At 73.1% G+C, this 25,794-nt stretch carries 25 protein-coding genes and 1 riboswitch; of the genes, 16 read left to right on the forward strand and 9 right to left on the reverse strand.

Translation table 11 applies throughout. The features are described from left to right. Positions 1 to 231 precede the first annotated feature (231 nt). The 5 genes from infC to thpR all read left to right on the forward strand — a co-directional run bounded on the left by infC (position 232) and on the right by thpR (position 3,515). Complete coding sequence (gene infC, locus ACIPWA_RS04670; protein WP_056648890.1) at positions 232 to 1,209, forward strand: translation initiation factor IF-3; 978 nt, start codon at positions 232 to 234, stop codon at positions 1,207 to 1,209. Positions 1,210 to 1,300: 91 nt separating this feature from the next. Further along, positions 1,301 to 1,495: a 50S ribosomal protein L35 gene (gene rpmI / locus ACIPWA_RS04675; RefSeq protein ID WP_030150472.1), complete on the forward strand. Its 195-nt coding sequence runs from the start codon at positions 1,301 to 1,303 to the stop codon at positions 1,493 to 1,495. Between the two features lie 75 nt (positions 1,496 to 1,570). Continuing rightward, positions 1,571 to 1,957 carry a 50S ribosomal protein L20 gene (gene rplT, locus ACIPWA_RS04680; RefSeq protein WP_030150471.1) on the forward strand — a complete coding sequence of 129 codons (387 nt, stop codon included), beginning with the start codon at positions 1,571 to 1,573 and terminating at the stop codon, positions 1,955 to 1,957. A 38-nt stretch (positions 1,958 to 1,995) separates the two neighbouring features. Beyond that, positions 1,996 to 2,889, forward strand: a complete 894-nt coding sequence (locus ACIPWA_RS04685) for a TrmH family RNA methyltransferase (protein ID WP_400288376.1) — start codon at positions 1,996 to 1,998, stop codon at positions 2,887 to 2,889. After that, positions 2,886 to 3,515: an RNA 2',3'-cyclic phosphodiesterase gene (gene thpR / locus ACIPWA_RS04690; RefSeq protein ID WP_400288378.1), complete on the forward strand. Its 630-nt coding sequence runs from the start codon at positions 2,886 to 2,888 to the stop codon at positions 3,513 to 3,515. The genes ACIPWA_RS04685 and thpR overlap by 4 nt, the downstream gene beginning before the upstream one ends. 20 nt (positions 3,516 to 3,535) lie before the next feature. On the opposite strand, the gene ACIPWA_RS04695 is transcribed toward thpR, so the two are convergent. Next, entirely contained in the window at positions 3,536 to 4,153 is a 618-nt protein-coding gene (locus ACIPWA_RS04695; protein ID WP_400288380.1) for a hypothetical protein, read from the reverse strand. Between the two features lie 307 nt (positions 4,154 to 4,460). Here ACIPWA_RS04695 and pheS point away from each other — a divergent pair, with 307 nt between their 5' ends. The 4 genes from pheS (at position 4,461) to ACIPWA_RS04715 (ending at position 9,880) form a co-directional block, all read left to right on the forward strand. Further along, positions 4,461 to 5,552 (forward strand): phenylalanine--tRNA ligase subunit alpha, encoded by a 1,092-nt coding sequence (gene pheS, locus ACIPWA_RS04700; protein ID WP_400288382.1) that lies wholly within the window; start codon positions 4,461 to 4,463, stop codon positions 5,550 to 5,552. Then, the gene (pheT, locus tag ACIPWA_RS04705; RefSeq protein ID WP_400288384.1) at positions 5,552 to 8,137 is read left to right on the forward strand and encodes a phenylalanine--tRNA ligase subunit beta; all 2,586 of its coding nucleotides are present in this window, start codon (positions 5,552 to 5,554) and stop codon (positions 8,135 to 8,137) included. Before pheS ends, pheT begins: the two co-directional genes overlap by 1 nt. A 4-nt stretch (positions 8,138 to 8,141) precedes the next feature. After that, positions 8,142 to 8,990 carry an SDR family NAD(P)-dependent oxidoreductase gene (locus tag ACIPWA_RS04710; RefSeq protein ID WP_400288386.1) on the forward strand — a complete coding sequence of 283 codons (849 nt, stop codon included), beginning with the start codon at positions 8,142 to 8,144 and terminating at the stop codon, positions 8,988 to 8,990. Between the two features lie 221 nt (positions 8,991 to 9,211). Continuing rightward, a complete protein-coding gene (locus ACIPWA_RS04715) occupies positions 9,212 to 9,880 on the forward strand; it encodes a YceI family protein (RefSeq protein WP_400288388.1) in 669 nt (222 codons plus the stop codon). Between the two features lie 25 nt (positions 9,881 to 9,905). Here the strand turns inward: ACIPWA_RS04715 and ACIPWA_RS04720 are convergent, their stop codons facing one another. The 3 genes from ACIPWA_RS04720 to ACIPWA_RS04730 all read right to left on the reverse strand — a co-directional run bounded on the left by ACIPWA_RS04720 (position 9,906) and on the right by ACIPWA_RS04730 (position 12,239). Next, the gene (locus ACIPWA_RS04720) at positions 9,906 to 10,274 is read right to left on the reverse strand and encodes a hypothetical protein (RefSeq protein ID WP_400288390.1); all 369 of its coding nucleotides are present in this window, start codon (positions 10,272 to 10,274) and stop codon (positions 9,906 to 9,908) included. Positions 10,275 to 10,391: 117 nt separating this feature from the next. Then, a complete protein-coding gene (locus ACIPWA_RS04725; RefSeq protein ID WP_068627495.1) occupies positions 10,392 to 11,378 on the reverse strand; it encodes a DUF389 domain-containing protein in 987 nt (328 codons plus the stop codon). 33 nt (positions 11,379 to 11,411) lie between these two features. Next, positions 11,412 to 12,239, reverse strand: a complete 828-nt coding sequence (locus tag ACIPWA_RS04730) for a HEAT repeat domain-containing protein (RefSeq protein ID WP_400288392.1) — start codon at positions 12,237 to 12,239, stop codon at positions 11,412 to 11,414. Positions 12,240 to 12,380: 141 nt separating this feature from the next. Next, a riboswitch (TPP riboswitch) is annotated at positions 12,381 to 12,481 on the forward strand. Between ACIPWA_RS04730 and thiD the strand changes: the two genes are divergently transcribed. Next, positions 12,473 to 14,083, forward strand: a complete 1,611-nt coding sequence (thiD, locus tag ACIPWA_RS04735; RefSeq protein ID WP_400288394.1) for a bifunctional hydroxymethylpyrimidine kinase/phosphomethylpyrimidine kinase — start codon at positions 12,473 to 12,475, stop codon at positions 14,081 to 14,083. Its footprint overlaps the riboswitch before it by 9 nt. A gap of 64 nt (positions 14,084 to 14,147) precedes the next feature. Here thiD and ACIPWA_RS04740 read toward each other — a convergent pair whose 3' ends face one another. From ACIPWA_RS04740 to ACIPWA_RS04755, 4 genes are read right to left on the reverse strand one after another with little or no spacing between them, the layout of a single operon-like run. Then, complete coding sequence (locus ACIPWA_RS04740) at positions 14,148 to 14,420, reverse strand: hypothetical protein (protein WP_400288396.1); 273 nt, start codon at positions 14,418 to 14,420, stop codon at positions 14,148 to 14,150. Next, the gene (locus ACIPWA_RS04745; RefSeq protein ID WP_400288398.1) at positions 14,417 to 15,412 is read right to left on the reverse strand and encodes a quinone oxidoreductase family protein; all 996 of its coding nucleotides are present in this window, start codon (positions 15,410 to 15,412) and stop codon (positions 14,417 to 14,419) included. Before ACIPWA_RS04745 ends, ACIPWA_RS04740 begins: the two co-directional genes overlap by 4 nt. A gap of 26 nt (positions 15,413 to 15,438) precedes the next feature. Then, the gene (locus ACIPWA_RS04750) at positions 15,439 to 16,338 is read right to left on the reverse strand and encodes an ABC transporter ATP-binding protein (protein WP_449870370.1); all 900 of its coding nucleotides are present in this window, start codon (positions 16,336 to 16,338) and stop codon (positions 15,439 to 15,441) included. Beyond that, entirely contained in the window at positions 16,328 to 17,014 is a 687-nt protein-coding gene (locus ACIPWA_RS04755) for a FadR/GntR family transcriptional regulator (protein ID WP_400288400.1), read from the reverse strand. Before ACIPWA_RS04755 ends, ACIPWA_RS04750 begins: the two co-directional genes overlap by 11 nt. A gap of 189 nt (positions 17,015 to 17,203) precedes the next feature. On the opposite strand from ACIPWA_RS04755, the gene ACIPWA_RS04760 reads away from it, so the two are divergent. Beyond that, positions 17,204 to 18,988, forward strand: coding sequence for a 2-isopropylmalate synthase (locus tag ACIPWA_RS04760; RefSeq protein WP_400288490.1), 1,785 nt, complete (start codon positions 17,204 to 17,206; stop codon positions 18,986 to 18,988). A 58-nt stretch (positions 18,989 to 19,046) separates the two neighbouring features. Here the strand turns inward: ACIPWA_RS04760 and ACIPWA_RS04765 are convergent, their stop codons facing one another. After that, positions 19,047 to 20,588 carry an outer membrane protein assembly factor BamB family protein gene (locus ACIPWA_RS04765; RefSeq protein ID WP_400288402.1) on the reverse strand — a complete coding sequence of 514 codons (1,542 nt, stop codon included), beginning with the start codon at positions 20,586 to 20,588 and terminating at the stop codon, positions 19,047 to 19,049. Positions 20,589 to 20,722: 134 nt separating this feature from the next. Here ACIPWA_RS04765 and ACIPWA_RS04770 point away from each other — a divergent pair, with 134 nt between their 5' ends. Genes ACIPWA_RS04770 through ACIPWA_RS04790 form a run of 5 tightly spaced genes read left to right on the forward strand, consistent with a single transcriptional unit; the run spans position 20,723 to position 25,794 of the window. Then, positions 20,723 to 21,094 (forward strand): VOC family protein, encoded by a 372-nt coding sequence (locus tag ACIPWA_RS04770; RefSeq protein WP_377616548.1) that lies wholly within the window; start codon positions 20,723 to 20,725, stop codon positions 21,092 to 21,094. A gap of 38 nt (positions 21,095 to 21,132) precedes the next feature. Beyond that, entirely contained in the window at positions 21,133 to 22,209 is a 1,077-nt protein-coding gene (argC, locus tag ACIPWA_RS04775) for an N-acetyl-gamma-glutamyl-phosphate reductase (RefSeq protein ID WP_400288404.1), read from the forward strand. Beyond that, positions 22,206 to 23,402 (forward strand): bifunctional glutamate N-acetyltransferase/amino-acid acetyltransferase ArgJ, encoded by a 1,197-nt coding sequence (gene argJ, locus ACIPWA_RS04780; RefSeq protein WP_400288406.1) that lies wholly within the window; start codon positions 22,206 to 22,208, stop codon positions 23,400 to 23,402. The genes argC and argJ overlap by 4 nt, the downstream gene beginning before the upstream one ends. After that, a complete protein-coding gene (argB, locus tag ACIPWA_RS04785; RefSeq protein ID WP_400288408.1) occupies positions 23,399 to 24,379 on the forward strand; it encodes an acetylglutamate kinase in 981 nt (326 codons plus the stop codon). The genes argJ and argB overlap by 4 nt, the downstream gene beginning before the upstream one ends. Next, complete coding sequence (locus tag ACIPWA_RS04790) at positions 24,376 to 25,794, forward strand: acetylornithine transaminase (protein ID WP_400288410.1); 1,419 nt, start codon at positions 24,376 to 24,378, stop codon at positions 25,792 to 25,794. The genes argB and ACIPWA_RS04790 overlap by 4 nt, the downstream gene beginning before the upstream one ends.

Below are 25,794 nucleotides of genomic sequence, written 5' to 3' on the forward strand. Positions count from 1 at the left end.
ATTCCATCCCACCTGAGCTTCAACTGCTGACGATCGTCACGACAGAGGCCGGGTCTCGGTCCGGAGCGTCGCCGTTCTTCACGGTGGCGCGACGGTGTGTTCGTCGCACCCGCGACGACCCGATCGATGGCCTCCTCCCTGCGCTCTGGGACGGGGGCCTTTCTCGTTCCTGGTGGTCTACCGACGACTTCCTAGGAGCATCACATCAGCGAGCCTCGCATCAACGATCGGATCCGTGTCCCCGAGGTCCGACTTGTCGGCCCAGGTGGGGAGCAGGTCGGCGTCGTCCGCATTGAGGTCGCCCTGAGCCTTGCCCAGGACGCTGACCTCGACCTGGTGGAGGTCGCCCCCGACGCACGCCCGCCGGTGTGCAAGCTCATGGACTTCGGCAAGTTCAAGTACGAGTCGGACATGAAGGCCCGTGAGGCTCGCCGCAACCAGGCGAACACGGTCCTCAAGGAGATCCGTTTCCGTCTGAAGATCGACCCGCACGACTACGGCACCAAGAAGGGCCACGTCGAGCGCTTCCTCGCAGCGGGCGACAAGGTCAAGGTCATGATCATGTTCCGCGGCCGTGAGCAGTCGCGCCCCGAGATGGGTATCCGTCTCCTGCAGCGCCTCGCGGAGGACGTCGCGGAGCTCGGCTTCGTCGAGAGCTCGCCCAAGCAGGACGGGCGCAACATGATCATGGTGCTCGGCCCGGTCAAGAAGAAGGCCGAAGCCAAGAACGAGCAGCGTCGCCGCGCCCAGGAGGCCGAGCCCCGCCAGACGAAGTCGGCCGCCAAGGCCGCTCCCGTCGAGGTCTCCGAGGAGCCCGCGGACGGCAACGACGTGCCTTTCGAGGTGCAGGTCGCCGAGGCCGCAGAGATGGTCGCGTCGGCCGAGGCAGCTGCCGCGGTCAAGGCCGCCGCAGCTCCCGAGCCGGCACCGGCGCCCGTCGCCGAGGCCGCTCCCGCAGCAGCCCCCAAGGCGGCAGCGCCCCGCACGTCTGCCCCCAAGGCTGCGCCTCGCACCTCGGCCCCCAAGGCTCCCGCAGCCCCCAAGGCTGCTGCTCCGGCCGCGCCGGCCGCTGCGCCCAAGCCTGCGGTGGCCCCCAAGCCCGTCGCGGTGCCCAAGCCGGCCGCGATGCCCAAGCCTCCGGCTCCCCGGCCGGCAGCGCCCAAGCCCGGTACGGCTGCGAAGCCCAAGCCGGGTGGCAAGCCCAGCTGACCAACTGACACCGAGCCAGGCCCACCGGCCCCGGCCCGAACACGTCGGGTCCCTCCCGGGATCTCGACCAGACAAAGGAGAAACGGCAGCCATGCCGAAGAACAAGACGCACTCCGGCGCCAAGAAGCGGTTCCGCATCACCGGCAGCGGCAAGGTCATGCGCGAGCAGGCCAACAAGCGCCACCTGCTCGAGCACAAGTCGAGCACGCGCACGCGTCGCCTGTCTGCTGACCAGGTCGTCGCCCCCGCAGACGTCAAGAAGATCAAGAAGCTGCTCGGTAAGTGATCTGCCTGGTGGTCGCGCCCCGGCGCTGATCATCGCTGAATCCCTACCTGAGCCCCGAACTGCAAGGAGCATCACGTGGCACGCGTGAAGCGGGCGGTCAACGCCCAGAAGAAGCGCCGTACAACTCTCGAGCGCGCTGCGGGTTACCGCGGCCAGCGTTCGCGTCTCTACCGGAAGGCGAAGGAGCAGGTCACCCACTCCCTCGTCTACTCCTACCGTGACCGCAAGGCGCGCAAGGGCGACTTCCGTCGTCTGTGGATCCAGCGCATCAACGCTGCGTCCCGCGCCCAGGGCCTGACGTACAACCGCCTCATCCAGGGCCTCAAGGCCGCTGGCATCGAGGTCGACCGTCGCGTGCTCGCGGACCTCGCGGTCAACGACGTGACCGTCTTCAACGCGCTCGTCCAGGCCGCCAAGGACGCGCTGCCTGCTGACGTGAACGCTCCGAAGGCTGCTGCCTGATCATCGAGCAGCGACTCTTCTCACCGGACGCCCGCACAGTGAACGATCTGTCCTCAGGTCGCCCCGTACCGTTCTCCCATCGTGTTCCCGAGGTCTCGAACCCTCGGAGCGACCGGGTCAAGGCGGTGCGGGCACTGTCCGGGCGTTCGGCGCGTTCGCGCCACCAGCAGTTCCTCGTCGAGGGACCGCAGGGAGTGCGCGAGGCCGTCCGGCACGGTGCCCACCTGGTGCGCGACGTGTACGTGACCTCCTCCGCCGCCGAGCGCTACGCGGAGATCGTCGACGACGCCCTGGACCAGCGCCTGTACGTGCACCTCACGACACCCGAGGCGTTCGAGGCCATGAGCCAGGACGCTCAGGGCATCCTGGCCGTCGTCCGGGTCGAGGAGCTCACGCTCGACGAGGTGCTCGCGCGCGGTCCCCGGCTCGTCGCGGTCCTCGCGACCGTCCGTGACCCGGGCAACGCCGGCACGGTCATCCGCGCAGCCGACGCGGCCGGGGCGGACCTGGTGGTGCTCGCGGGCGAGAGCGTCGACGTGCACAACCCCAAGGTCGTGCGCTCGACCGCGGGATCCCTCTTCCACCTCCCGGTCGTGACCGGTGCGGGTCTCGAGGAGACCGTCGACGCGCTGCGCGCCGCCGGGCTCTCGGTCCTCGCGGCGGACGGCGCGGGCGACCACGACCTCGACGACCTGCTCGACGTGGCGGGCAGCGCGCCCAGCGGCACCCCGGACCTGGCCCGACCCACGGCGTGGGTCTTCGGCAACGAGGCCTGGGGGCTGCGCCCTCAGGACCGAGAGCTGTCCGACGCGGTCGTGAGCGTCCCCCTCCGTGGTCTGGCCGAGTCGCTCAACCTGGCGACGGCGGCCACGGTGTGCCTCTACGCCTCGAGCCGGGCGCACCGTCCGCGCGTCACGGACGAGGCCCCGTGAGGGGACGGTCGGCGAGGCTCTTCGCCGCCCTCTACCCCTCGGACGAGGCGCTCGACCACCTGGGCCTGGCGCTGTCGGCCCTCGGCGCGGTGGCCCTCGACGACGGCCGGCCCTCGCTGCGCTGGACGCCGCGCGACCTCATGCACCTGACGGTCGCATTCTTCGGCGAGGTCGCCGACGGGGCGGCCGACGACCTGGGGCGTGCCCTCGACGAGGTCGCGGACACGACCGAGCCCCTCACGCTGCACCTGCGCGGGGCCGGCACCTTCGAGGACCGCATCCTGTTCGCCGGGGTAGGTGGCGACGCGGAGGCGCTGCGCCGCCTGAGCGCCGCGACCGCGGAGGCGGCCTCCGACGTCGGGCTGCGGCTCGACCGACGGCCGCGCCAGCGCGCCCACCTGACCGTGGCGCGCGCCTCCGGGCCGCGCACGAGCGGGCGGCGCAAGACCGACCTGCGCCCCACGGGTCCCGGGCTCGCGGAGCTCGCGCACGCCCTGGCGGTCTACGAGGGGCCACGGTTCACGGCCGACGCGCTGTGCCTGGTCGAGTCGATCCCCGGGGCAGGGCGCAGCGGAGGCCCGTCGTACGAGGTCGTGCGGACCTCGCCGCTCGGCGTGCGTCGTTGACGGGCCGCTGACGAGCCCGGTCAGCCCTGGGCGCCGCCCCAGACGAACGCCGCGACCATGAAGCCGAGCAGCAGGCCGTATACGCGTGTCCAGGCCCGCAGGGCGCCGGGCACGGGGACGGCGTCCGTGCGCCGGCGGGTCGTGGCGTACCGGACGACCCAGGCGACGACCGTCGCGACCGTCGAGACCCCCAGGACCATGCCCCCGATCCCCACGGGCAGGAACACCGCCGCGTCGTCGAGCGTCAGCCCGCGCGCCGAGCACGTCCCGAGGTAGGCCGCGCCCACCACGGCACCCAGCACGAGCATCCACCGAGCCGTCCGCCAGAACCCGGCGGGCGGCTCGTCGCCGTCCGTCGTCGGGCGAAAGGCCGTCCGCGTCGTCCGCGCGGCCGGGTCGGGGTCGCGCACGAGCGCCTCGACGCCCGACGGCGGAGCGTCCGGCGGGCGGTGGGGTGCGGCGTCCGCGGGGCGCGTCCCGGGCGCGGGAGCCGCGGGTCCCGTGAGGTCCGCGTCCCGGGTCGCCGAGAGCGGGTCGGACGGGCCGGGCGTCCCGGCGGGGTAGGCGGGCCAGGGGTCGTCCGGACCGTCGGCGCCCGGGCCGTACCGGTCGTGGTCCTCGTCGCGACGCCCTCTCACGTCGCCAGTCTCTCACCGCGCCTGCCGTGCCCTCGGCGCGTGCTGTGCTGTGCTCCGCCCTGCTCTGCCCTGCCCACCCTCGCGCCCCGGACCGCGTGTGGGACGATGGGGGCATGCAGCGCGATGATCGCCGATTTACGTGGCCCGCTCGAGGGCCGCGCGGCTGACGCTGCGCACGTCGACCACCGGCCGCCGCACGGCGGCCGCGGATCGACCGGTCGTGCCCCGGCGGGCGCTCTAGAATCTTCAGTTGGACGCGCGAGGTGACCTCTGCGCGTCCGGTCCCGATCCCGCCAGGAAGGCACGCATGTCCACCCCTGATCCGGTACAGCCCGCTGCGCCGTCGCCCCTCGACGGCCCCGCGCTCGAGGTCGTCCTCTCCGAGGCCCTCGCGGCGGTCGAGGCCGCCCGCGACCTCGACGAGCTGAAGTCGGTGCGCCTGCAGCACACCGGCGACCGCAGCGCCCTCGCCCTCGCCAACCGCCAGATCGGCCAGCTCGCCCCCGCTGACAAGGCGGCCGCGGGCAAGCTCCTCGGACCGATCCGTGGGCGCCTCAACCAGGCGCTCGCCGCGCGCACGCTGGTCCTCGAGGCCGAGCGCGACGAGCGGGTCCTCGTCGAGGAGTCGGTCGACGTGACGCTCCCCGTCGACCGTGCCCCCGCGGGGGCACGGCACCCGCTCGAGACGCTCCAGGAGCGCGCGGCCGACTTCTTCACGGCCATGGGCTGGGAGATCGCGGAAGGGCCGGAGATCGAGGCCGAGTGGTTCAACTTCGACGCCCTGAACTTCGGTCCGGACCACCCGGCCCGCCAGATGCAGGACACGTTCTTCCTCCAGACCCCGGCGGGACCCGACGGCGAGCCGGGCGAGCCGTCGAACCTGGTGCTGCGCACGCACACGTCGCCGGTCCAGGCCCGCACGCTCCTCGAGCGCGAGCTGCCCGTGTACATCGCGTGCCCCGGCAAGGTGTTCCGCACCGACGAGCTCGACGCGACGCACACGCCCGTGTTCCACCAGGTCGAGGGCCTCGCGGTCGACAAGGGCCTGACCATGGCGCACCTGCTCGGCACCCTGGACCACTTCGCGAAGGCGATGTTCGGTCCCGAGGCCCGCACGCGCCTGCGCCCCTCGTTCTTCCCCTTCACCGAGCCCAGCGCCGAGATGGACCTGTGGTTCCCCCAGAAGAAGGGCGGGGCCGGCTGGATCGAGTGGGGTGGCTGCGGCATGGTCAACCCGAACGTCCTGCGCTCCGCAGGGATCGACCCCGAGGTCTACTCGGGCTTCGCGTTCGGCATGGGCATCGAGCGCACGCTCATGCTGCGCCACGGAATTGCAGACATGCACGACATGGTGGAGGGCGACGTCCGCTTCTCGACCCAGTTCGGAATGGGGATCTGATGCCGAACATCGTCATCGACTGGCTCGGCGAGCACGTCGAGCTGCCGGCCGACCTGACGGCCGAGACGCTGGCCGCCGCGCTCGTGAAGGTGGGCCTGGAGGAGGAGGCGATCCACGGGTCGTCCGTCACGGGTCCGCTCGTCGTCGGCCAGGTCGTCTCGGTCCAGCCCGAGGAGCAGAAGAACGGCAAGGTCATCAACTGGTGCCAGGTCGACGTCGGGACGCACAACGTCGACGGCGTCCCGGTCGCCGAGGGCGGGACGCCGCGCGGCATCATCTGCGGCGCGCACAACTTCGGCCCGGGTGACCGGGTCGTCGTCGCGCTGCCCGGTGCCGTGCTGCCCGGACCGTTCCCCATCGCGAGCCGCAAGACCTACGGCCACGTCTCGGACGGCATGATCTGCTCGGCCAAGGAGCTGGGGCTGGGGCAGGACCACGACGGCATCATCGTGCTCGACCGCTACGGGTACTCCCCGGAGACGGGCTACGACACGACGCCCGGCACGGACGCGCTCGAGCTCCTGGGCCTCGGCGACGAGGTCCTCGAGATCAACGTGACGCCGGACCGCGGCTACTGCTTCTCCTACCGCGGCGTGGCACGTGAGTTCTCGCACTCCACGGGCGCGGCCTTCACGGACCGCGGCCTCCCGTCGGGCGACCTGCCGGGCGTGACGCCCGACGGATTCCCGGTCGAGGTCGAGGACGACGCCCCGATCCACGGCGTGACCGGCTGCGACCGGTTCGTCACGCGCATCGTGCGGGGCATCGACCCGCAGGCGCCGACCCCGGCCTGGATGCAGCGCCGCCTGACGCAGGCGGGCATGCGTCCCATCTCGCTCGCGGTCGACATCACGAACTACGTCATGCTCGACCTCGGCCAGCCGCTGCACGCCTACGACCTCTCGAAGGTCGCAGGCCCGATCGTCGTGCGCCGGGCGCACGCGGGGGAGCGGCTCACGACGCTCGACGGCGTCGACCGTCGGCTCGACGTCGAGGACCTGCTCATCACCGACTCGCCCGAGGGCGCTCGTGCGTCGCGGGTGCTCGGGATCGCGGGCGTCATGGGTGGGGCCTCGAGCGAGGTCGGCGAGACCACGACCGACGTCCTGGTCGAGGCCGCGCACTTCGACCCGATCACCGTCGCGCGCTCGGCCCGTCGCCACAAGCTGCCCTCCGAGGCGGCCAAGCGCTTCGAGCGCGGCGCCGACCCGGCGCTGCCGCCCGTCGCGGCCCAGCGCGTCGTCGACCTCCTCGTCGAGCTCGGTGGAGGCACCGCGGACTCCGCCGTGAGCGACCTCAACACGGTCGCCCCCGTCACGCCCGTCGTCTTCCCGATCGGCGAGGCCGAGCGGCTCGTGGGTGTGGAGTACACCTCGGAACAGGTCCGCGGCGTCCTCGTCGAGATCGGCTGCACGGTCCGCGACCTCGACGGCGGCACGACCCTCGAGGTCACCCCGCCCACGTGGCGCCCGGACCTGACCGGTGCGGCCGAGCTGGTCGAGGAGATCGCCCGCCTCGTCGGCTACGACAAGATCCCGTCGATCCTCCCGCCGGCCCCGGCCGGCCGTGGGCTCACGACCGCGCAGCAGCTCCGCCGCTCGGTCGCGCGCGCCCTCGCGGAGGCAGGGTTCGTCGAGACGCTCAGCTACCCGTTCGTGAACCCGCAGGCGCACGACGACCTGCGCCTTCCGGTGGACGACGAGCGTCGTCGCGCGCTGCGGCTGGTCAACCCGCTCGCGGACGACCACCCCGAGATGCGGACGAACCTGCTCACGACGCTGCTCGGCACGCTCAAGCGCAACGTGGGACGCGGTAACGCAGACCTCGCGATCTTCGAGATCGGCCTCGTGACGCGCCCGGTCGCCGGTGCGCCCGCGGCGCCGCAGCTGCCGGGCGGCGTCCGCCCGAGCGAGCAGGACCTGACCACGTTGCAGGCCGCGGTCCCGCCGCAGCCGCGCCGCGTCGCGGGAGTCCTCACGGGGCAGCGCGACGCCTCGGGCTGGTGGGGCGCAGGTCGCGCCGCCGACTGGACCGACGCGCTCGCGGCCGCCGAGCTCGTGGCCGACCGTGTGGGCGTGGACGTGGTCGTCGTCGCCGACCACGACCACGCGCCGTGGCACCCCGGCCGGACGGCGAGGCTCGAGCTGTCGGACGGGACCGTCGTCGGGCACGCGGGCGAGCTGCACCCCAAGGTGCTCGAGACGCTCGGCCTGCCCGCGCGGACCGTCGCGTTCGAGGTCGACCTGGACGCCCTGATCGCCGCCGCCCCGGAGCAGCCCGTGCAGGCGGCTCCCGTCTCGTCGTTCCCGCTCGCGAAGGAGGACCTGGCGCTCGTCGTCGACGCCTCCGTGCCGGCCTCGGCCGTGCGCGCCGCGATCGAGGAGGGGGCGGGCGACCTGCTCGAGGAGCTCGCGCTCTTCGACGTCTACACCGGTCCCCAGGTCGGCGAGGGCAAGAAGTCGCTCGCGTTCTCGCTGCGCCTGCGCGGCACCGACCGCACCCTGACCGCGGAGGACTCCGCGGCGGTGCGCGCCGCGGCCGTCGCCGCGGCGCACGAGAAGGTCGGGGCCGAGCTGCGTGGCTGACGTCGTGAGCGTCGCCCCCGCGCGTACCGCCCTCGTCACGGGCGGTACGCGCGGGATCGGCCGCGCGGTCGTGCGGGGGCTCGCCGAGGCGGGCCTGGACGTCGCGGTCCTGGGTCGGGACGCGTCCCGCGTGGACGACGTCGTCGCGGAGGTTCGCGCGCTGGGTCGCCGTTCCGTGGGGCTGGTCGCGGACGTCGGTTCGCCCGCGTCGGTGGACGCGGCGGTCGCGCGCGCCGAGGCCGAGCTGGGCGGGATAGACCTCCTGGTCAACAACGCCGGGCGCATCGATGCCGAGGTCCCGCTGTGGGAGGCGGACCCCGACGAGTGGTGGTCCGTCATGGAGACCAACGTGCGTGGGCCGTTCCTGCTCGCACGCGCGGTCGTCCCCCGGATGCTCGCCCGCGGCGGGGGCCGGGTGGTCGACCTCAGCTCCGGTGCGGGCTCGCACGACATGGACGGTGCGAGCGCCTACAACGCGAGCAAGACCGCGCTGCTGCGCATGGGGTCGAACCTGCACCTGTCGGGTCATGCCCGGGGGCTGCGGACGTTCGAGGTCTCGCCCGGGGTCGTGCAGACCGACCTGACCGCGTCCATGGACATGCACGTGGGACGCACCGAGTGGACCCCGGTCGAGCGGACGGTCGAGATGATCGTCGCGGTCGCGCGCGGAGAGCTCGACGCGTGGTCGGGGGCGTTCGTCCGGGTCACGCACGACTCTCCCGAGTCGCTGCGAGCCGCGTCCGACGCTGCCACCGGCTCGACGGACAGCGTGCCAGGACCGGAAGCGCGTCGGTTGCGCGTGACGCGGTTCGGTGACGACGACCCGATGCCGGGGGCGCTCCCGGCGCGCTGAACCCGGGCCGCTCGCTTCCCGCGACCGATCAGAAGGGCCGCTGCTCCTCCGGGAGCAGCGGCCCTTCGCGTCGTCCACCGTGGTCGGGAGGTGGCCAGGTTCACCCTTCGAGTAGTTGAACTTTCTACTACTCATGGGGAATGCTCGAGGGGCACACCGACCCGGTCGGTGCGGACACCGCCGTTCTGCACCTGCGAGAACGAGCGAGAGGCCCTGCCCGGATGACGATCGACCACCCGACCCGGTTCTGGAACGGCATGACGATCCCGGATGCGGGGACGTTCCTGTTGGACGAGGCCCACAAGCGGGTCGGGTTCCTCGGCAAGCACATGATGGTCTCGCCGGTGCGCGGTGAGCTCACGCGTGCGAGCGCCACGATCGTCGTCGGGGCCGACCCCCTCGCGTCCACGGTCGCCGCGACCATGGACGCGACAAGTCTCACGACCCACCACGACGAGCGCGACGGGCACCTGCGCAGCGCCGACTTCCTGGACGTCGAGCGATTCCCGACCGTCGAGTTCCGCAGCACGTCGGTGCGCTGGCAGGGCCCGCAGGACGACGCCATGCTCAGCTGGGCGCGCCTGCGCAACCGTTCGCCCGAGCGCTCCGAGGTCCCTGCGGCCAGGATCCAGGGTGCTGGTGCGGGGCACTTCGTCGTGAGCGGGCTGCTCACGATCCGGGGAGTGACCCTGCCGATCGATCTGACCATGCAGTTCGGCGGGGCGCGGCGAGACCCGTACGGCCGCGACATCTTCGGGTTCAGCGCCTCGGGCACGTTCGACCGCGAGGCCTACGGGCTCGTGTGGAACGTCGTGCTGGAGACCGGCGGGCTGCTGGTGGGCAAGAAGGTCGAGATCGAGATCGCCGGCGAGGCGATCCGGCAGGACTGAGCGACTGTCGCTCGTCGCTCGGTGGTCAGGAGTGGCGGCGTCCGCGGGACGCCCCGAACGGACCACCCACGAACAGCCCCAGGCCGAGCACGAACCCGAAGTCGTACCAGTTCCCGTTGTTGTGGACCTCGTAGATGTTCACCGTGTCGGTGAACAGCGAGATCACGAACGTCACGGGCACGATGATGCCCTGCCACAGGCCCAGCCAGAACCCCGCCGGGCTGCCGTCCGCGGTGGGCGTGCCGACGTCGGGGTTGGGTCCTGGGGCGCACGCGGCGAGGACGAGGGCCGCGCCGACCAGTGCCAGGGCGAGGACCAGGCGTCGACGGCCGCGGTCCGGACCACCCTCCGAGCGGGTCCGAGGTGAGACGTCGTTCCCGTGGGTCGAGCTCATGACCGGCCTCCTCGTCGTGGGGCCGTCCTGGCCCACCTCCAGGATCCGCCGATCACCGCGCGGGCTCAACCGGGCGGGCTCACCGGGCGCGCTCAACCGGGCGGGGCCGTCGGGCCGTCAGCCGGTCGCCGGCAGTCGCCTCGTCCCACCGATCACGAGCGTGACGTCGACGTCGACGTCGGCGAGCCCCGCCTCGTCGAGCGCCGCGCGCAGGGTGGCGGCATCGGCCTCGGGGGCCGGGCCGATCGCTTCGATCCTCAGGACCGACCCGCTGAAGGAGATCCCGGTGATCGTCCAGCTCTCCTGCTCGGCCCACGCCTGGGCCACAGGAGCCGCGGCGATCTTGTCCGCGTTCTGCCGCAGGACGTGCTGGCTGATGGTGCTGAGGGGAACCGCGACGAGGAGCAGGGCAGCTGCGACCGTGACGAGGCTCGCACCCCGCAGGGGGCCGACGAACCGCTCGGTCTCGCCTGCGGCCGTGCGGACCTGGAAGAGCAGGAAGACGATCGTGCCGGTCGCGATGATCGCCGCGACGTTGGTCGCGAACAGCAGCAGCGCCCCCAAGGCCTGGTTCGGGGCCCCGGACTCGAGCGTGAGGCCGACGACCGCGAGCGGCGGGACGAGCGAGATCGCGATGGCGACGCCCGGCAGGGCGTCCGACACGTCAGCGCGTACCAGGGCGAACGCACCGACGGCCCCGGTCGCGAGCGCCGCGAGCAGGTCGATGAGCTGGGGCGTGACGCGGCCCGCGACCTGGCTGTTGGTCGCCGCGACGATCTCGATCGGGACGAACAGCCCGACGACGTACCCGGTCGCGACCACCCCCGCAGCGCCCGCGACGACCAGGAGCGCCGACGAGGTCAGGTTCCTGTGGTCGTTGAGGACGATCGCGAGCGCGGTCCCGACGATGGGCGTCATGAGGGGCGCGACGATCATGGCGCCGATCACGGTGGCCGTGCTGTCGGCTGCGACGCCCGCCGACGCGATGATCGCGGCGAGGATCAGCAGGGTCCAGAACGTGGCCTGACGCGACCGGGAGGACGGCCCCTCGCTGATGAACAGCGCGGACGTCATCCGCTGGACGTCGGCCGTGGTGACGCGCATGCTGCCTCCCGGGGCGTCTGAGTGCCCCCAGCATCACAGGGGGTCGGCGCTCGCGCTCGGTGTACCGGTGCGGACACGGCGCACGCGCTGCCAGGTCTTCAGGGACTTGCGTGCCGCGCTCGCGACCGTGCTGCCGTTCGCGATGGCCACGGTCTCCTCCGCAGGGTCTGCTGCGACGTGGAGCAGCCGCTCGTGGACACGCTCGCTCCCGGTTCTCCCGAGGGCACGGACCGCCCAGTACCGGGTGTGGACGTCCGGTGCGCACGCCTGGTCGAGGAGCCAGACCGACTGGTCGGGGTCGATCGAGCCCAGGGCGTTCGCCACGTACCCCAGGAGCGGGAACCGGTGCTCGACGAGCTCGCGGCGCAGCGCGTCGACGGCGTCGGCACCCCCGAGACCGGCCAGCGCTCCGGCCGCGGCCTCCCGCACGACGTGCTCGGGGTCGCCGAGCCGGGCGACGAGGTGCGGCACTGCCTCGTGCGCGTCCAGGTCACCGAGCACCTCGCAGCCGACACTCCGCTCGGAGGTGACGGGGGAGCCGAGCAGGGCGAGGGCGTAGGGGACGGCTCCCCGGAATCCCGCCCGAGCGCAGGCTGCCGTGAGGTACCAGGTGGCCGACACCCCGGACTCGAGGGCGCGCATCATCGCCGGTTCGAGCGATGGGTCCGCGAAGGCGTAGAGGCGGTTGAGAGTCCGCTCGAACGTGCCGATCGGGTATCGCTCGACGTGCAGCACGACGTCGCGCAGGGCGTCGACGGCGCCCTGGTCGTCGTTCATGGCTCGCTCGGCGGCGTCGTCGACCGCGTCCTCGTGGACCTCGGGGTCCGGGTCGAGGAGCCCGGCGACCAGGTCGTCGGTCATCGTGAGGCCGAGGGGCGCGAGCGACGCCGGCGAGCGGGAGCGGAGCGAACCATGCGGTGAGCATAGAGGCGGGCGACGCCTCAGGTGCCGCCACCAGGCGGACCGCCGCCGGCAGGACGCCCCTCGCCCGCTAGAGTTCCCTGCAATGACACGGGGTGCCCGCTCCCACGAGCCGGGCTGAGAACACACCCGTCGAACCTGATCTAGCTAGCACTAGCGAAGGGATGTCGGCAATGTCGCTTGCTGCCACCGCACCTGTCCTGCCCACCCCCACCCCCGCACCTGCGCCGGGGACCCGGGGTGCGACCGAGCACGGCGTGTCGCCGGGGGCCGAGGCCTCCCGCCCCCGCGTCCTGTCCATCGCGGGCACCGACCCGACGGGAGGCGCCGGGATCCAGGCCGACCTCAAGGCGTTCGCGGCGCACGGCGCGTACGGCATGGCGGTCACGACCGCCCTGGTCGCGCAGAACACGCACGGCGTCCGCACGGTCCACGTCCTGGGTGCGGACTTCCTCACCGAGCAGCTCGACGCGGTCTCGGACGACGTCACGATCGACGCGGTCAAGATCGGCATGGTCGCCGACGAGCCGAACGCACGCGCGATCGCCGCGTGGCTTCGTCGTGTGCAGCCGCCGTTCGTCGTGCTCGACCCCGTCATGGTCGCCACGAGCGGCCACCGCCTCCTCGACGAGGAGGCCGAGCAGGCCGTGCGCGAGCTGGTCGCGCTCGCCGACCTCGTGACCCCCAACCTCCCCGAGCTCGCCGTCCTCGTCGGCGAGCAGGCCGCGACCACCTGGCCCGACGCCCTCGCCCAGGCGAGGCGCCTGCACGCGGCGAGCGGCGCCGTCGTGCTCCTGAAGGGTGGTCACCTCACCGGGGAGGAGTCGCCCGACGCCCTGGTGGGCGCGTGCGGGCCCGACGACGTCACGACCTTCTCCGCGCCCCGCGTCGACACCGTGCACACCCACGGGACCGGGTGCTCGCTGTCGGCGGCGGTCGCCGCCCTGCGTCCCCGACGGGACGGCTGGGAGAGCGCGACGCGCGACGCGAAGACCTGGTTGACCGGCGCGCTGCGGGCCGGGGGAGCGTTGGCGGTGGGCACGGGCCGCGGACCCGTCGACCACCTGGCGCACCTGCCCACGCTGGGCAGGCAGGTGTTCTCCGAGGAGGCCTGGGCGCGGATCGAGGGGTGGCGCGAGGCCGTCGAGAGCATGGGGTTCGTGCGGGCGCTCGCGGACGGGAGCCTCGCCGCCGAGGACTTCGGGTTCTACCTCGCGCAGGACGCCGCGTACCTCGCCGAGTACTCGCGCGTGCTGTCGCGGGCGAGCCAGCTCGCGCCGACGCCGGAGGCCCGGCAGTTCTTCGCGGGGGCGGCAGTCGAGTCGCTCGAGGTCGAGCAGGCGCTGCACCGTGACTGGTTGGGCGAGCACGCCGGGATGGACCGGGGGGCGGTCGAGAGCGTCGACCCCTCTCCCGTGACCGCCGCCTACACCAACCACCTGCACGCGGCGTCGAACGGGTCGTACGCGGAGACCGTCGCGGCGCTGCTGCCGTGCTACTGGTTGTACTCGTACATCGGCGACGTCCTGGTGCGCCGGGCGGGGGACCTCGACGGGCATCCTTACGCGCGCTGGATCTCGCTCTACGGTGACCCGGCCTTCCAGGAGGCGACACGCACCGCGTGCTCGTTCGCCGACGAAGCCGCGCGCTGGGCCTCGCCCGCCGAGCTCGAACGCATGCTGCGCGCGTTCGAGCTGTCCTCGATGCACGAGTACCTGTTCTTCGAGCAGGGGCTGACCCGGCCGACCTGGCCCGAGGCGCCGGTCGGGGGCGCCGAGAAGTGAGTAGATGCTCCTGATCCGGGGGGAACGGGGGCATCTGCTCACTTCTCGGCGCGAGCGGCCGTCCTCAGGCGCTCGTCGTCCCGCCGTCCGGGTACGTGCAGCTGTACCCGGGCGGCCACCAGCGCCACGACGTGCTGACCTCGTTCGACGACACGCCCTCGGGGCGCTCCGTGACGCACTGCGCGCGCATCTGGTCGAGCCCGACCGTCAGGTAGTAGACCGCGAGCACGCCCGTGAAGACGACCATGAGGACGGTCAGCGCCAGGCGCAGGCGGCGGTCCGTGCGCCGGGTGGGTTCGTCCTCGCCGGGGCGCGGCGGCACCCAGTCCCAGCTCACGAGGCGGCGCCCGGGACGAGCAGCACCTTGCCGGTCGTCTCCCGGCCCTCCAGGGCGCGGTGCGCGTCGGCGGCGCGGGCGAGCGGGAACGTCGCGCCCACCCGCACGTCGAGGTCGCCCGAGGCCACGAGCGCGAAGACCTCGTCGGCGCGCTCGAGGAGCTCGGCGCGCGTCGCGGTGTAGTCGTCGAGCTTGGGGCGGGTCGCGAACAGCGAGCCACCCTTGTTGAGGCGCTGGAGGTCGAACGGAGGCACCTGGCCCGAGGACCCGCCGAACAGCACGAGCATCCCGCGGCGGCGCAGCGACGCGAGGGAGGCCTCGAACGTGTCCTTGCCGACCGAGTCGTAGGCGACCGCGACGCCCCGACCGCCCGTGAGGTCGCGCACGATCGCGGGCAGCTCGGTCGTGAGGTCGTCGAGCTCGGCGTAGTTCACGACGTCGGACGCCCCGGCCGCGCGCGACAGCTCGGCCTTGGCCTCGGTCGAGACGGTCGTGATGACGCGCGCGCCGCGGCGCACCGCGAGCTGGGTCGCGAGCAGGCCGACGCCTCCGGCCCCCGCGTGCAGCAGGACGTCGTCCCCGGGCTGGACCTGGTACGTCGAGGTCACGAGGTAGTGGGCCGTGAGCCCCTGCAGGCCGACGGCCGCCGCGACGCGCAGGTCGACCGACTCCGGCACGGGGATCGCGACGTCCGCCGGGACGACCACCTGCTCGGCGTACGAGCCGAACGCGTTGGTCCACGCGACGTGGTCGCCGGGCTCGAAGTCCGTGACGCCGGGGCCGACCGCTGCGACGACGCCCGCGCCCTCGGTTCCGACCACGTGCGGGTACTCCATCGGGTACACCCCCGCCCGACGGTAGGTGTCGATGAAGTTGACGCCCGCCGCCGCGACGTCGACGAGGAGCTCGCCGGGTCCGGGTGCTGGGGTCGGGAGCTCGACGAGCTCGAGGACGTCGGGGCCGCCTGCTTGGAGTGCCTGGATCGCGCGCATGGGGTCAGCCTAGGCGGGGCGTCGGGTCAGGCGGTGCCCGGACCCGCCGAGGCCCGCCAGCGTCCGTGGCGGCGCTCGACGTGGACGGGATGAGCGAAGCAGCGCGAGACGGCCTCGGTCGTCAGGACCTCGTCCGCGCGACCGGCCGCGGAGACCCGCCCCGGCGCGAGCAGCAGCGCGTGGCTCGTCGACGTGGGCAGCTCCTCGAGGTGATGGGTCACGAGGACCGAGGCGACCTCGGGGTGCGCGACCCGCACCGCGTCGATCGTCGCGAGCAGCTGTTCGCGTGCCGCGACGTCGAGCCCCGTGCTCGGCTCGTCGAGCAGCAGCAGCGCGGGGTCGGCGACGAGCGCCCGGGCGATGATCGTGCGCCCGCGCTCTCCCTGGGACAGCGTGGTCCATTGCTCGTGCTCCTTGCCGGCGAGCCCCATGTCCGTGACGAGGGCGCGCGCCCTGTCGACCTCGGCCCGGGTCGGCTCCCAGCGCTGGCGCCACTCGGTCGTCCCGGTGATCCCGGTCAGGACGACCTCCTGGATCGTGAGCGGCGTGCGCAGCGGGTGACGCGGGTTCACGTGCCCGATCCTGCTGTGCAGGGCCTGGACGTCGACGCGCCCGAGCGTGCTCCCCAGCACGTCGACCTCGCCGCGCGTGGGGTGGTTGCGCGCCCCGCACAGGCTGAGGATCGTGCTCTTGCCCGCACCGTTGGGGCCGACCAGGGCCCAGTGCTCGCCCGCGCGGACCGTGAGGTCCACGTGCTCGAGGATCGTGCGGCCGTTGCGGACGAACGCGACGTCGCGCAGGTCCAGCACGACGGCGCCCGCCGAGGGTGGTGGTGCGTCGGCGGGCGGGACGGGACCCCGGGTGCCGGCGCGCACGGAGGACGGGGACCTGGCCGGGACGCTGGGGGAGGCGGTGTCAGTGCTCACGGGTGACCTTCTCGTGGACGGAGTCGAGGTGCCGGCGGCTCGTCGCGGCGGCACGGTCGGCGTCGCGGTCGCGGACGGCGTCGAGGATCGCCTCGTGGGCGTCCTGGTCGTGCCGGTGGCGCTCGCCCGCGCCGTCGAGCTCGATCATGTCGACCATCGCCCGACGCAGGCGAGGGACGAACGTGGCGAACAGGTCGGTCAGGACCGCGTTGTGCGCGGCGTCGACGACCGCTCGGTGGAAGACCAGGTCGGCGTCGACGTACTCCTGCGCGCTCGCGGTCGCCGGCACCTTGCCGCGACCCGCGAGCGCCGCGGCCATGGCGCGGAGGTCGGCCGGGGTGCGGCGGGCCGCGGCGAGCCGGGCGGCCTCGGTCTCGAGGGCTCCGCGGACCTCGAGCACGTCGACGATCTCGCCGCGCCGCAGCACCTCCTGCCAGTCCTCGCCCGGCTCGGCCCGGACGACGTAGACGCCCGAGCCCTGGCGGCTCTCGAGCACCCCTCTGCCCGCGAGCTGACGGATGGCCTCGCGCACGGTCGATCGTCCGACGCCGAGCTCGGCTGCGAGCGCCTGCTCGCCGGGCAGCCGGTGGTCGAGCGGCCAGGTGCCGGTGCGGACGCGGTCGAGCATGAGCTCGGCCGCCTGGTCGGCGAGGGGGAGCCGGCGGAGCGTGGGCATGGGAGCCAACCTCTCAGGTTGTCTGAGGACTTGATCGCGGCTAGCGTACCTCCCATGTCGTGGAGCGCACTCCTTCTTGGTCGCCGCGGCGGGGCCTGAGCCGACCGGCTCCCCGCCGTGGGGGTCTGCCGTGCGCCGGTCGGACGCCGCCTGCCGTGCACCGCGCGGCCCGCACCCGGAGACATGACCATGACCACCAGCCCGTTCCCCACGTTGTGCACCCCCGACGGCCCACCAGCACCTGGCCGGCCCGCGTGGAACCGCCAGCGCGCCTCGCGCATGCCCTCGCACCGCTACCAGGACGTGTTCTCGCGCGTCGACGTCCCGCTCACGGACCGCCGGTGGCCCACCCGTCGCCTCACCGCGGCGCCGCTGTGGGTGCCCGTCGACCTGCGGGACGGCAACCAGGCCCTGACCGAGCCCATGGACCCCGCCCGCAAGCGGCGGTTCTTCGAGCTGCTCGTCGCGATGGGCTACACCGAGATCGAGGTCGGCTACCCGTCGGCGTCGCAGACCGACTTCGACTTCGTCCGCCTGATCGCCGAGACGGACCTGGCGCCCGAGCACGTCACGATCGTGGTCTTCACGGCCGCCCGGGCGGACCTGATCGCCCGGACTTTCGAGTCGGTCCGTGGTCTGCGCAACCCCGTCGTGGTGCACCTGTACACCGCGACCGCCCCGACCTGGCGCGACGTCGTCCTGGGCAGGGGCCGGGCCGAGCTCTCGGACCTGATCGCCGCAGCGGGCACCGAGGTCCTGCGGCACGCGGGGGACGATCCGCGCGTCCGCTTCGAGTTCTCGCCCGAGGTCTTCAACCTCACCGAGCCCGACTACGTGCTCGAGGTCTGCGCGCGCATGACGACCCTGTGGGACGCGACGCCCGAGCGGCCCGTGATCCTCAACCTCCCGGCGACGGTCGAGGTCGCGACGCCCAACGTCTACGCCGACCAGATCGAGTACATGCACCGGAACCTCGACCGGCGCGAGGCCGTGATCCTGTCCGTCCACCCGCACAACGACCGCGGCACGGGCGTGGCGTGCGCCGAGCTCGCGGTCCTCGCGGGCGCGCAGCGCGTCGAGGGCTGCCTGTTCGGCAACGGCGAGCGCACGGGCAACGTCGACCTGGTGACGTTGGGCCTCAACCTGCACGCGCAGGGCGTGGACCCCGAGATCGACTTCTCCGACATCGACGAGATCCGTCGCACGGTCGTGGACTGCAACCGGATCGGTGTGCACGAGCGCCACCCGTACGCTGGCGACCTGGTCCACACGGCCTACTCCGGGACGCACCAGGACGCGATCCGCAAGGGGTTCGCGCGCCATCACGCGCAGGCGCGTGCGGCGGGCCTCGATCCTGCGGACGCCCCCTGGAGGGTGCCGTACCTGCCCGTCGACCCTGCCGACGTCGGGCGCTCGTACGACGCCGTGGTGCGCGTCAACAGCCAGTCCGGCAAGGGTGGCATCGCCTACCTGCTCGAGTCCGCGTACGGGCTCGAGCTGCCGCGACGGCTCCAGATCGACTTTGCGGGCCGCGTGCAGGAGCACGCGGACGACAGCGGGGGAGAGGTGACGGCCGAGCGCCTGTGGCGCCTCTTCGAGGAGGCGTACGTCCTGCCCGACGACGGAGGTCGCCAGATCCTGCCGCTCGCCTGGTCGGTCGTGCGGCCGGGCGAGACGCACGACGGCGGCGAGCGCCTCGACGTCGTGCTGTCCGTGGAGGGTGAGCGGGTCGAGCGGTCCGCGGTCGGTGCGGGACCCGTCGACGCGCTCGCGAGCATCCTGGCCGGGCTGGGACTCCCGGTCGAGGTGCTGGGGCTGACGCAGCAGTCGATCACCTCGGGCAGCGACGCGGGGGCTGTGACCTACCTCGAGCACCGCACGGCGGACGGTGCGGTCGCGTGGGCCGTGGGGAGGGACGCGTCGGTGCTGGGCGCGAGCGTGCGGGCCCTGGTCGCGGCGGCGACCCGCGCCTGACCTGCGCTCACGGCACGGCGGGCGGCGGCGCGAGGGCAGGCGCCCGCCGCCCGCCCGCTCAGCCCCAGCGCGTCACGGTCCCCTCGCCGACCTGGAGGAGCGCTCCGTCGATCGCGGCGAACCACCCGAGGTCCGACAGGCCGTCGACGACCCAGGCCTCCTGGCCCGTCCTGAGTTCGTGAGCCGTGAGGCGGGTGCCGTCCGTGGACTGGTCGCCGCGCATCGTGACCTCGATGAGACGACTGCCGTCCGTGAAGGAGCCGGCCGAGAAGCGGTCGCCGTAGCCGGCCTCCGTCTCCCAGAGCGTCTGCCCGGTGGTGGGGTCGAGCGCCCACCGGTACAGGTAGCTCGTGACGACGACCTGTTCGCCGGCCTGCACCAGCACCTGCTCGGCGGGGATGTCCGCCGTCCACAGCTGGCGGCCGTCGCGAGGGTCGACCGCGACCAGCCGGCCGTCGGAGGAGAGCAGCGACACCTCGAGCGCGGAGCCGTCGGTCGAGCCGGGGTAGAGGTAGCGTCCCGGGCTCTCCCACCGGACCGTGCCGTCGTCGTCCAGCGCGTTGGTGGTCTCGACGTCCCCGGCGATCGAGACGAACCCGCCCGACGTGACCGGGACCACGCCGATGCTCGCGTCGCCAGGAGCCTGGAGCTGGACGCCGTCGGCGGAGAACAGCGAGCGCACCCCGCAGCCGGAGACCTGGACGACCCCTCCGGCGTAGCGGACCGTCAGGCTCTCGACGTCGACGGTGTGGGACTCGACGCCCTCCTCGTCGCTGAAGCGGGCGACGCAGTCGCCGACCGCGTCGCCGGGTAGGACGAAGTCGACCTCGTGCTCCCAGCGGACGGCGCCCGTGGTGGCGTCGACGACCGAGACCTGCACGCCCCTGCCGACGGGGACGACGACGTCCTCGGAGCTGTTCGTCGTCTGGACGCTGACGGTCGTCTCAGGGGCGGCGTCCGACGGCTCACCCACCCGTTCGGCCAGGACGACCGACCCCGCGGGGCCGGGCGCGACGTCTGCTCCCGTGCTGAGGAAGTCGTCGAGCGGTAGCTCGCCGAGGGCGTTCCCGTCGCCGTCGAGCACCGTCACCTCCCGGTCGTCGGTGCCCGACAGGCACACGAGCGGGTCGTCCTGGTCGACGGCCGCCCGCCAGCCCACGTCCGTCCCGCACTCGAGGTCGGTGCCGACCTCGCGCGACCACTCGAGGTCTCCCGTGCCCAGGTCCACCCGGGAGACCGTCTCGCGGTCGAGGAGCACGAGCCCTGCGGCGCCACCGGAGACGAGACGACCCCCCGGCGTGTCCAGCGACCACAGCTCCTGAGGCGGTTCCGCGAACCACGGGGACAGGCCACCGGGAGCAGCGACCAGGCGGTCGGCGGCGCGCCGGTCCTCGATCTCTCCGCCGAGCGCGAGCCCGGCGGCGATCACGGCGACGACGGCGCCGCCCGCGATCCATCGACGGCTCAGCCGGCGGCCGGAGGGCCGAGCCGTTCCGGTGCCCTCGATCGTGCTCGTACTGTCTGCTGTGCCGGCACTCCCGGGCTCGGTCTGTGCCCCCTCGCCCTCGGCCTGTTCCTCCTCGAACTCCATCGTCCGCATGCCTGACCCACCCCTGCGACTCCGCGACATGCCGAGACCCTAGCGGTACCGGATGCGTCCGGCCGACCCGTCCGGGGCGACGGGCGCAGTCCGCGGCTCGGTCCGGTGTCGGTGCCGCGTGGCACGCTGCCTGCATGGCTACCCATGCGCACGGCATCCATCACTCGATCGACTACCTCGAGCTGTCCGTCACGGACATGGCCGAGGCGCAGTCGTTCTACGCCGAGGCCTTCGGGTGGGAGTTCGTCCCCTACGGTCCGGGGTACGCGGGCTTCCGCACAGCGGCGGAGGAGGGGGAGGCGGAGGCGGGCGGTCTGGCGCTCGCCGACCAGGTCACGCGGGGTGGCCCGCTCGTCCTGCTCTTCTCCGCAGACCTCGACGAGTCGCTCCTGCTGGTCCAGGACGCGGGTGGAGAGATCCTCGAGGGGCCCTACGACTTTCCCGGTGGGCGGCGCTTCCACTTCCTCGACCCGAGCGGCAACGAGCTGGGCGTCTGGGGTCGGTAGTTCCTGATTCGACTGCATAACTATGTATAGTTCTGCATATGACGATCACAGTGGCGGTTGCCGGGGCTTCCGGGTACGCGGGAGGGGAGATGCTCCGGCTGCTGTCCGGGCACCCCGAGGTCCAGGTCGGAGCGCTCACGGCGCACTCCAACGCGGGGTCGGTCCTCGGGCTGCACCAGCCGCACCTGCGATCGCTCGCGGACCGCGTGCTGCTGCCGACGAGCGTCGAGCACCTGGTGGGCCACGACGTCGTCGTGCTCGCGCTGCCGCACGGCGCGTCCGGTGAGATCGCGGCGCAGCTGCCCGACGACGTCCTGGTCCTCGACCTCGGTGCCGACCACCGGCTCTCCTCGGCCGCGGACTGGACCGCGTTCTACGGGTCCGAGCACGCGGGCACCTGGCCCTACGGCCTGCCCGAGCTCCTGATCGCCGAGCAGACGGGCGCCGGGGTCGAGTACACCAAGCAGCGCGAGGTCCTCGCGGGCGCGCGTCGCATCGCCGTACCGGGCTGCAACGTCACGGCCGTGACCCTGGGCCTGCAGCCCGGCGTGGCCGCGGGGCTCCTGGACCCGGTCGACGTCGTCGCGGTCCTCGCCAACGGGTACTCGGGCGCGGGCAAGTCCCTCAAGACGCACCTGCTCGCCTCGGAGGCGCTCGGCTCGGCCCAGCCCTATGCCGTGGGCGGCTCGCACCGGCACATCCCCGAGATCGCGCAGAACCTGCGCTCGGCGGGCGCGGCAGAGGTGACCATCTCGTTCACGCCCACCCTCGTCCCCATGTCCCGCGGCATCCTCGCGACCGCGACCGCGCGCCTCGCGCCAGGCCACCAGGACCTGAGCGTCGACGCCCTGCGCCAGGCCTACGAGCAGGCGTACGCGGGCGAGCCGTTCGTCCAGCTCCTGCCCGAGGGCCAGTGGCCCACGACGGCCATGACGCTGGGCGCGAACACAGCCCTCGTCCAGGTCGCGATCGACCGCGCCGCAGGCCGCGTCGTGACCGTCACCGCGATCGACAACCTCGTCAAGGGCACCGCAGGCGGCGCCGTCCAGTCCATGAACATCGCCCTGGCTCTGCCGCAGACCCTGGGGCTCACCACCGAAGGGGTCGCACCGTGACCGTCACCGGACCGCTCGGCTTCCGGGCCGCAGGAGTCGTCGCCGGGCTCAAGTCCACCGGCAGCAAGGACGTGGCCCTCGTCGTCAACGAGGGGCCGCTCGACGTCGCGGCGGCCGTCTTCACGTCCAACCGCGTGTTCGCGGCCCCCGTCGCGTGGTCGCGCCAGGCCGTCGCGGACGGGATCGCGCGCGCCGTGGTCCTCAACTCGGGTGGCGCCAACGCGTGCACCGGACCCGAGGGCTTCGCCGACACGCACCACACGGCCGAGTACGTGGCCGACCTCCTCGAGGTCTCCGCGGGCGACGTCCTGGTCTGCTCGACGGGACTCATCGGCGAGCGCCTGCCCATGGACAAGCTCCTCGCGGGCTGCGACGCGGCAGCGGGGGCTGCCGACGCCGAGGGCGGCCCCGACGCGGCCCTCGCGATCATGACGACCGACACGGTCGCCAAGACCGTGCTCGTCACGCGCGAGGTGCGCGACGGCCACAGCGTCGACGGCGCCTCGAGCTGGTCCGTCGGCGGCATGGCCAAGGGGGCGGGCATGCTCGCGCCCGGCCTCGCGACCATGCTCTGCGTGCTGACGACCGACGCCGTGGTCGACGCCGCCACCGCCGACGCCGCGCTGCGCGCCGCGACGGCCACCACGTTCGACCGGGTCGACTCGGACGGCTGCATGTCGACGAACGACACGGTGATCCTCCTGGCCTCCGGCGCGTCCCAGGTGCCGGTGACCCTCGAGGAGCTCACGGCCGCCGTGACCGAGGCGTGCGCGGACCTCGCCCGCGCCCTGGTCGCGGACGCCGAGGGCGCGAGCCACGACATCGCGGTCGTCGTGAAGAACGCGAGCGACGAGACTGCGGCCCTCGCGGTCGCCCGCGCCGTGACGCGCTCGAACCTCTTCAAGGCCGCGGTGTTCGGCAACGACCCCAACTGGGGCAGGGTCCTCTCGGCCGTGGGGACCGTCCCCGAGGACGTCGCACCCTTCGACGCGCTCGAGCTCGACGTGTCGATCAACGGGGTCCAGGTCTGCCGGGCCGGGGGGGTGGGCGAGCCGCGCGAGCTCGTCGACCTGGCCTCGGCACGCGAGGTGCACGTCGAGATCGACCTGCACGCGGGTGACGCGCAGGTCACGGTCTGGACCAACGACCTCACGCACGACTACGTCCACGAGAACAGCGCGTACTCGTCATGAGCGCCTCCACCTCCGAGGACTTCGTGTTCGACACCCGCACCGACCTGACCCCCGGCCAGAAGGCCGAGGTCCTGCTGGAGGCCATGCCCTGGCTCCAGGAGTTCCGCGGGGCGCTCGTGGTCGTCAAGTACGGCGGCAACGCCATGATCGACGACGAGCTCAAGGCCGCGTTCGCGCGCGACATGGTGTTCCTGCGCCAGGTCGGCCTGCACCCCGTGGTCGTCCACGGCGGCGGTCCCCAGATCTCCGCGATGCTCGCGCGGCTCGGTATCGAGAGCGAGTTCCGCGGCGGGCTGCGCGTCACGACCCCCGAGGCCATGGACGTCGTCCGCATGGTCCTCACGGGACAGGTCTCGCGAGAGCTCGTCGGGCTCATCAACGCCCACGGGCCCTACGCGGTCGGGCTCTCGGGAGAGGACGGCGGCCTGCTCCAGGCTCAGCGCCGGCACGCGATGGTCGACGGCGAGCCCGTCGACGTCGGCCTGGTCGGCGACGTCGTGGAGGTCCACCCGTCCGCGGTCCAGGACCTGCTCGACGCCGGGCGCATCCCGGTCGTCTCGACCATCGCCCCGGACCTCGATGACCCCACCCAGGTGCTCAACGTCAACGCCGACACGGCGGCCGCGGCGCTCGCGGTCGCGCTCGGCGCCAAGAAGCTCATCGTCCTGACCGACGTCGAGGGCCTGTACACCTCGTGGCCTGACAAGACCTCGCTCGTCAGCCAGATCACGCGGTCCGAGCTCGCGGCGCTGCTGCCCTCGCTCGAGTCCGGCATGGTCCCCAAGATGGAGGCCTGCCTGCGCGCGGTGTCCGGCGGCGTCCCGCGCGCGACCGTGATCGACGGCCGCGTGGCCCACTCGGTCCTCCTGGAGGTCTTCACGACGCGCGGCAACGGGACCATGGTCGTCCCGGACCCGCTCACGTCGAGCACCACGACAGCCCCCACCGACCACGTCACCTCGCAGGAGCAGGCATGAACGGCACGACCGGCGAGATCTCGCCGACCACCGCGGGCAGCGTGACCGGCTCCGCGGCCACGGAGGTCCAGGGTGCACCCGGCCCCGAGGGCACCGCGGACACGACCCTGACGGGACCGGGCAGCGTCGCGCAGTGGACCGAGCGCTACACGCACGCGGTCATGGACACGTTCGGGGCCCCGCAGAAGGTCCTGGTCCGCGGCGAGGGTGCGTACGTGTGGGACGCCGACGGCAAGCGCTACCTCGACCTGCTCGCGGGCATCGCGGTCAACGCCCTGGGCCACGCGCACCCCACGCTCACCGCAGCCGTCAGCGCCCAGCTGGGCACGCTCGGGCACGTGTCGAACTTCTTCGGCACGCCCACCCAGATCGCGCTCGCCGAGCGGCTGCTGAACCTCGCGCAGGCACCCGAGGGATCGCGCGTCTTCTTCACCAACTCGGGCACCGAGGCCAACGAGGCCGCCTTCAAGATGGCGCGCCGCAACCGTGACGGGGCCGCCGGCCCGGGCACGCGGACCAGGATCCTCGCGCTCGAGGGCGGCTTCCACGGCCGCAGCATGGGCGCGCTCGCGCTGACCTCCAAGGCCGCGTACCGCGAGCCGTTCGAGCCCCTGCCCGGTGGCGTCGAGTTCGTGCCGTTCGGCGACCTGGTCGCGCTCGAGGAGGCGTTCTCGGACGAGGCCGTCGCCGCGCGCGGTGAGGTCGCCGCGCTGTTCGTCGAGCCGGTCCAGGGCGAGGCGGGCGTGCGCCCGCTCCCGCCGGGCTACCTGGTGGCCGCGCGCGAGCTGACCGCGTCGTCGGGCGCGCTGCTGGTCCTCGACGAGGTCCAGACGGGCGTGGGGCGCACGGGGACGTGGTTCGCGTTCCAGCAGCAGGAGATCGGCGGGGGCGTCGTGCCCGACGTCGTCACGCTCGCCAAGGGGCTCGGCGGCGGGTTCCCGGTGGGTGCCGTCGTGGCGTTCGGCGAGCGTGCCGCGACCCTCCTGGGACGGGGCCAGCACGGCACGACGTTCGGCGGCAACCCTGTCGCCGCGGCGGCGTCGCTCGCGACGCTCGCCGTGATCGAGCGCGACGGGCTGCTGGCCAACGTGCGCACGGTCGGGGAGCACCTGCGCGAGGGCATCGCTGCGTGCGGCAACCCCGTGGTCGCCGGCACGCGTGGCCACGGCCTGCTGATCGCCGTCCAGCTCGCGGCGCCCGTCTCGGCCGAGGTCGCGCGCCTGGCCCTCGAGGCCGGGTTCATCGTCAACGCTGTGCAGCCCGACGCGATCCGCCTCGCCCCGCCCCTGATCCTGACCCGCGACCAGGCGAGCGAGGTCGTCGCGTTCTTCGCGGGCCTGCCCGCCGACCTCGCTCGACGTGTCGCCGTACCCGCCCCCGCTCCCACCGCCTCCGCCACGCCTCCGAAGGGCTGA

Source organism: Oerskovia enterophila, assembly GCF_044748475.1.
Lineage (GTDB): Bacteria > Actinomycetota > Actinomycetes > Actinomycetales > Cellulomonadaceae > Oerskovia > Oerskovia enterophila.

Bases quoted from the DNA above. Each gene is read 5' to 3' on its own strand.
- pheT (WP_400288384.1), top strand. From the start codon at position 5,552: ATGCCGAACATCGTCATCGACTGGCTCGGCGAGCACGTCGAGCTGCCG.
- thiD (WP_400288394.1), top strand. From the start codon at position 12,473: ATGTCGCTTGCTGCCACCGCACCTGTCCTGCCCACCCCCACCCCCGCA.
- ACIPWA_RS04730 (WP_400288392.1), bottom strand. From the start codon at position 12,239: ATGACCGACGACCTGGTCGCCGGGCTCCTCGACCCGGACCCCGAGGTC.
- ACIPWA_RS04755 (WP_400288400.1), bottom strand. From the start codon at position 17,014: ATGCCCACGCTCCGCCGGCTCCCCCTCGCCGACCAGGCGGCCGAGCTC.
- ACIPWA_RS04745 (WP_400288398.1), bottom strand. From the start codon at position 15,412: ATGCGCGCGATCCAGGCACTCCAAGCAGGCGGCCCCGACGTCCTCGAG.
- argB (WP_400288408.1), top strand. From the start codon at position 23,399: ATGAGCGCCTCCACCTCCGAGGACTTCGTGTTCGACACCCGCACCGAC.
- ACIPWA_RS04725 (WP_068627495.1), bottom strand. From the start codon at position 11,378: ATGCGCGTCACCACGGCCGACGTCCAGCGGATGACGTCCGCGCTGTTC.
- ACIPWA_RS04720 (WP_400288390.1), bottom strand. From the start codon at position 10,274: ATGAGCTCGACCCACGGGAACGACGTCTCACCTCGGACCCGCTCGGAG.
- pheS (WP_400288382.1), top strand. From the start codon at position 4,461: ATGTCCACCCCTGATCCGGTACAGCCCGCTGCGCCGTCGCCCCTCGAC.
- rpmI (WP_030150472.1), top strand. From the start codon at position 1,301: ATGCCGAAGAACAAGACGCACTCCGGCGCCAAGAAGCGGTTCCGCATC.
- ACIPWA_RS04760 (WP_400288490.1), top strand. From the start codon at position 17,204: ATGACCACCAGCCCGTTCCCCACGTTGTGCACCCCCGACGGCCCACCA.
- ACIPWA_RS04790 (WP_400288410.1), top strand. From the start codon at position 24,376: ATGAACGGCACGACCGGCGAGATCTCGCCGACCACCGCGGGCAGCGTG.
- argC (WP_400288404.1), top strand. From the start codon at position 21,133: ATGACGATCACAGTGGCGGTTGCCGGGGCTTCCGGGTACGCGGGAGGG.
- ACIPWA_RS04715 (WP_400288388.1), top strand. From the start codon at position 9,212: ATGACGATCGACCACCCGACCCGGTTCTGGAACGGCATGACGATCCCG.
- ACIPWA_RS04765 (WP_400288402.1), bottom strand. From the start codon at position 20,588: ATGCGGACGATGGAGTTCGAGGAGGAACAGGCCGAGGGCGAGGGGGCA.
- ACIPWA_RS04770 (WP_377616548.1), top strand. From the start codon at position 20,723: ATGGCTACCCATGCGCACGGCATCCATCACTCGATCGACTACCTCGAG.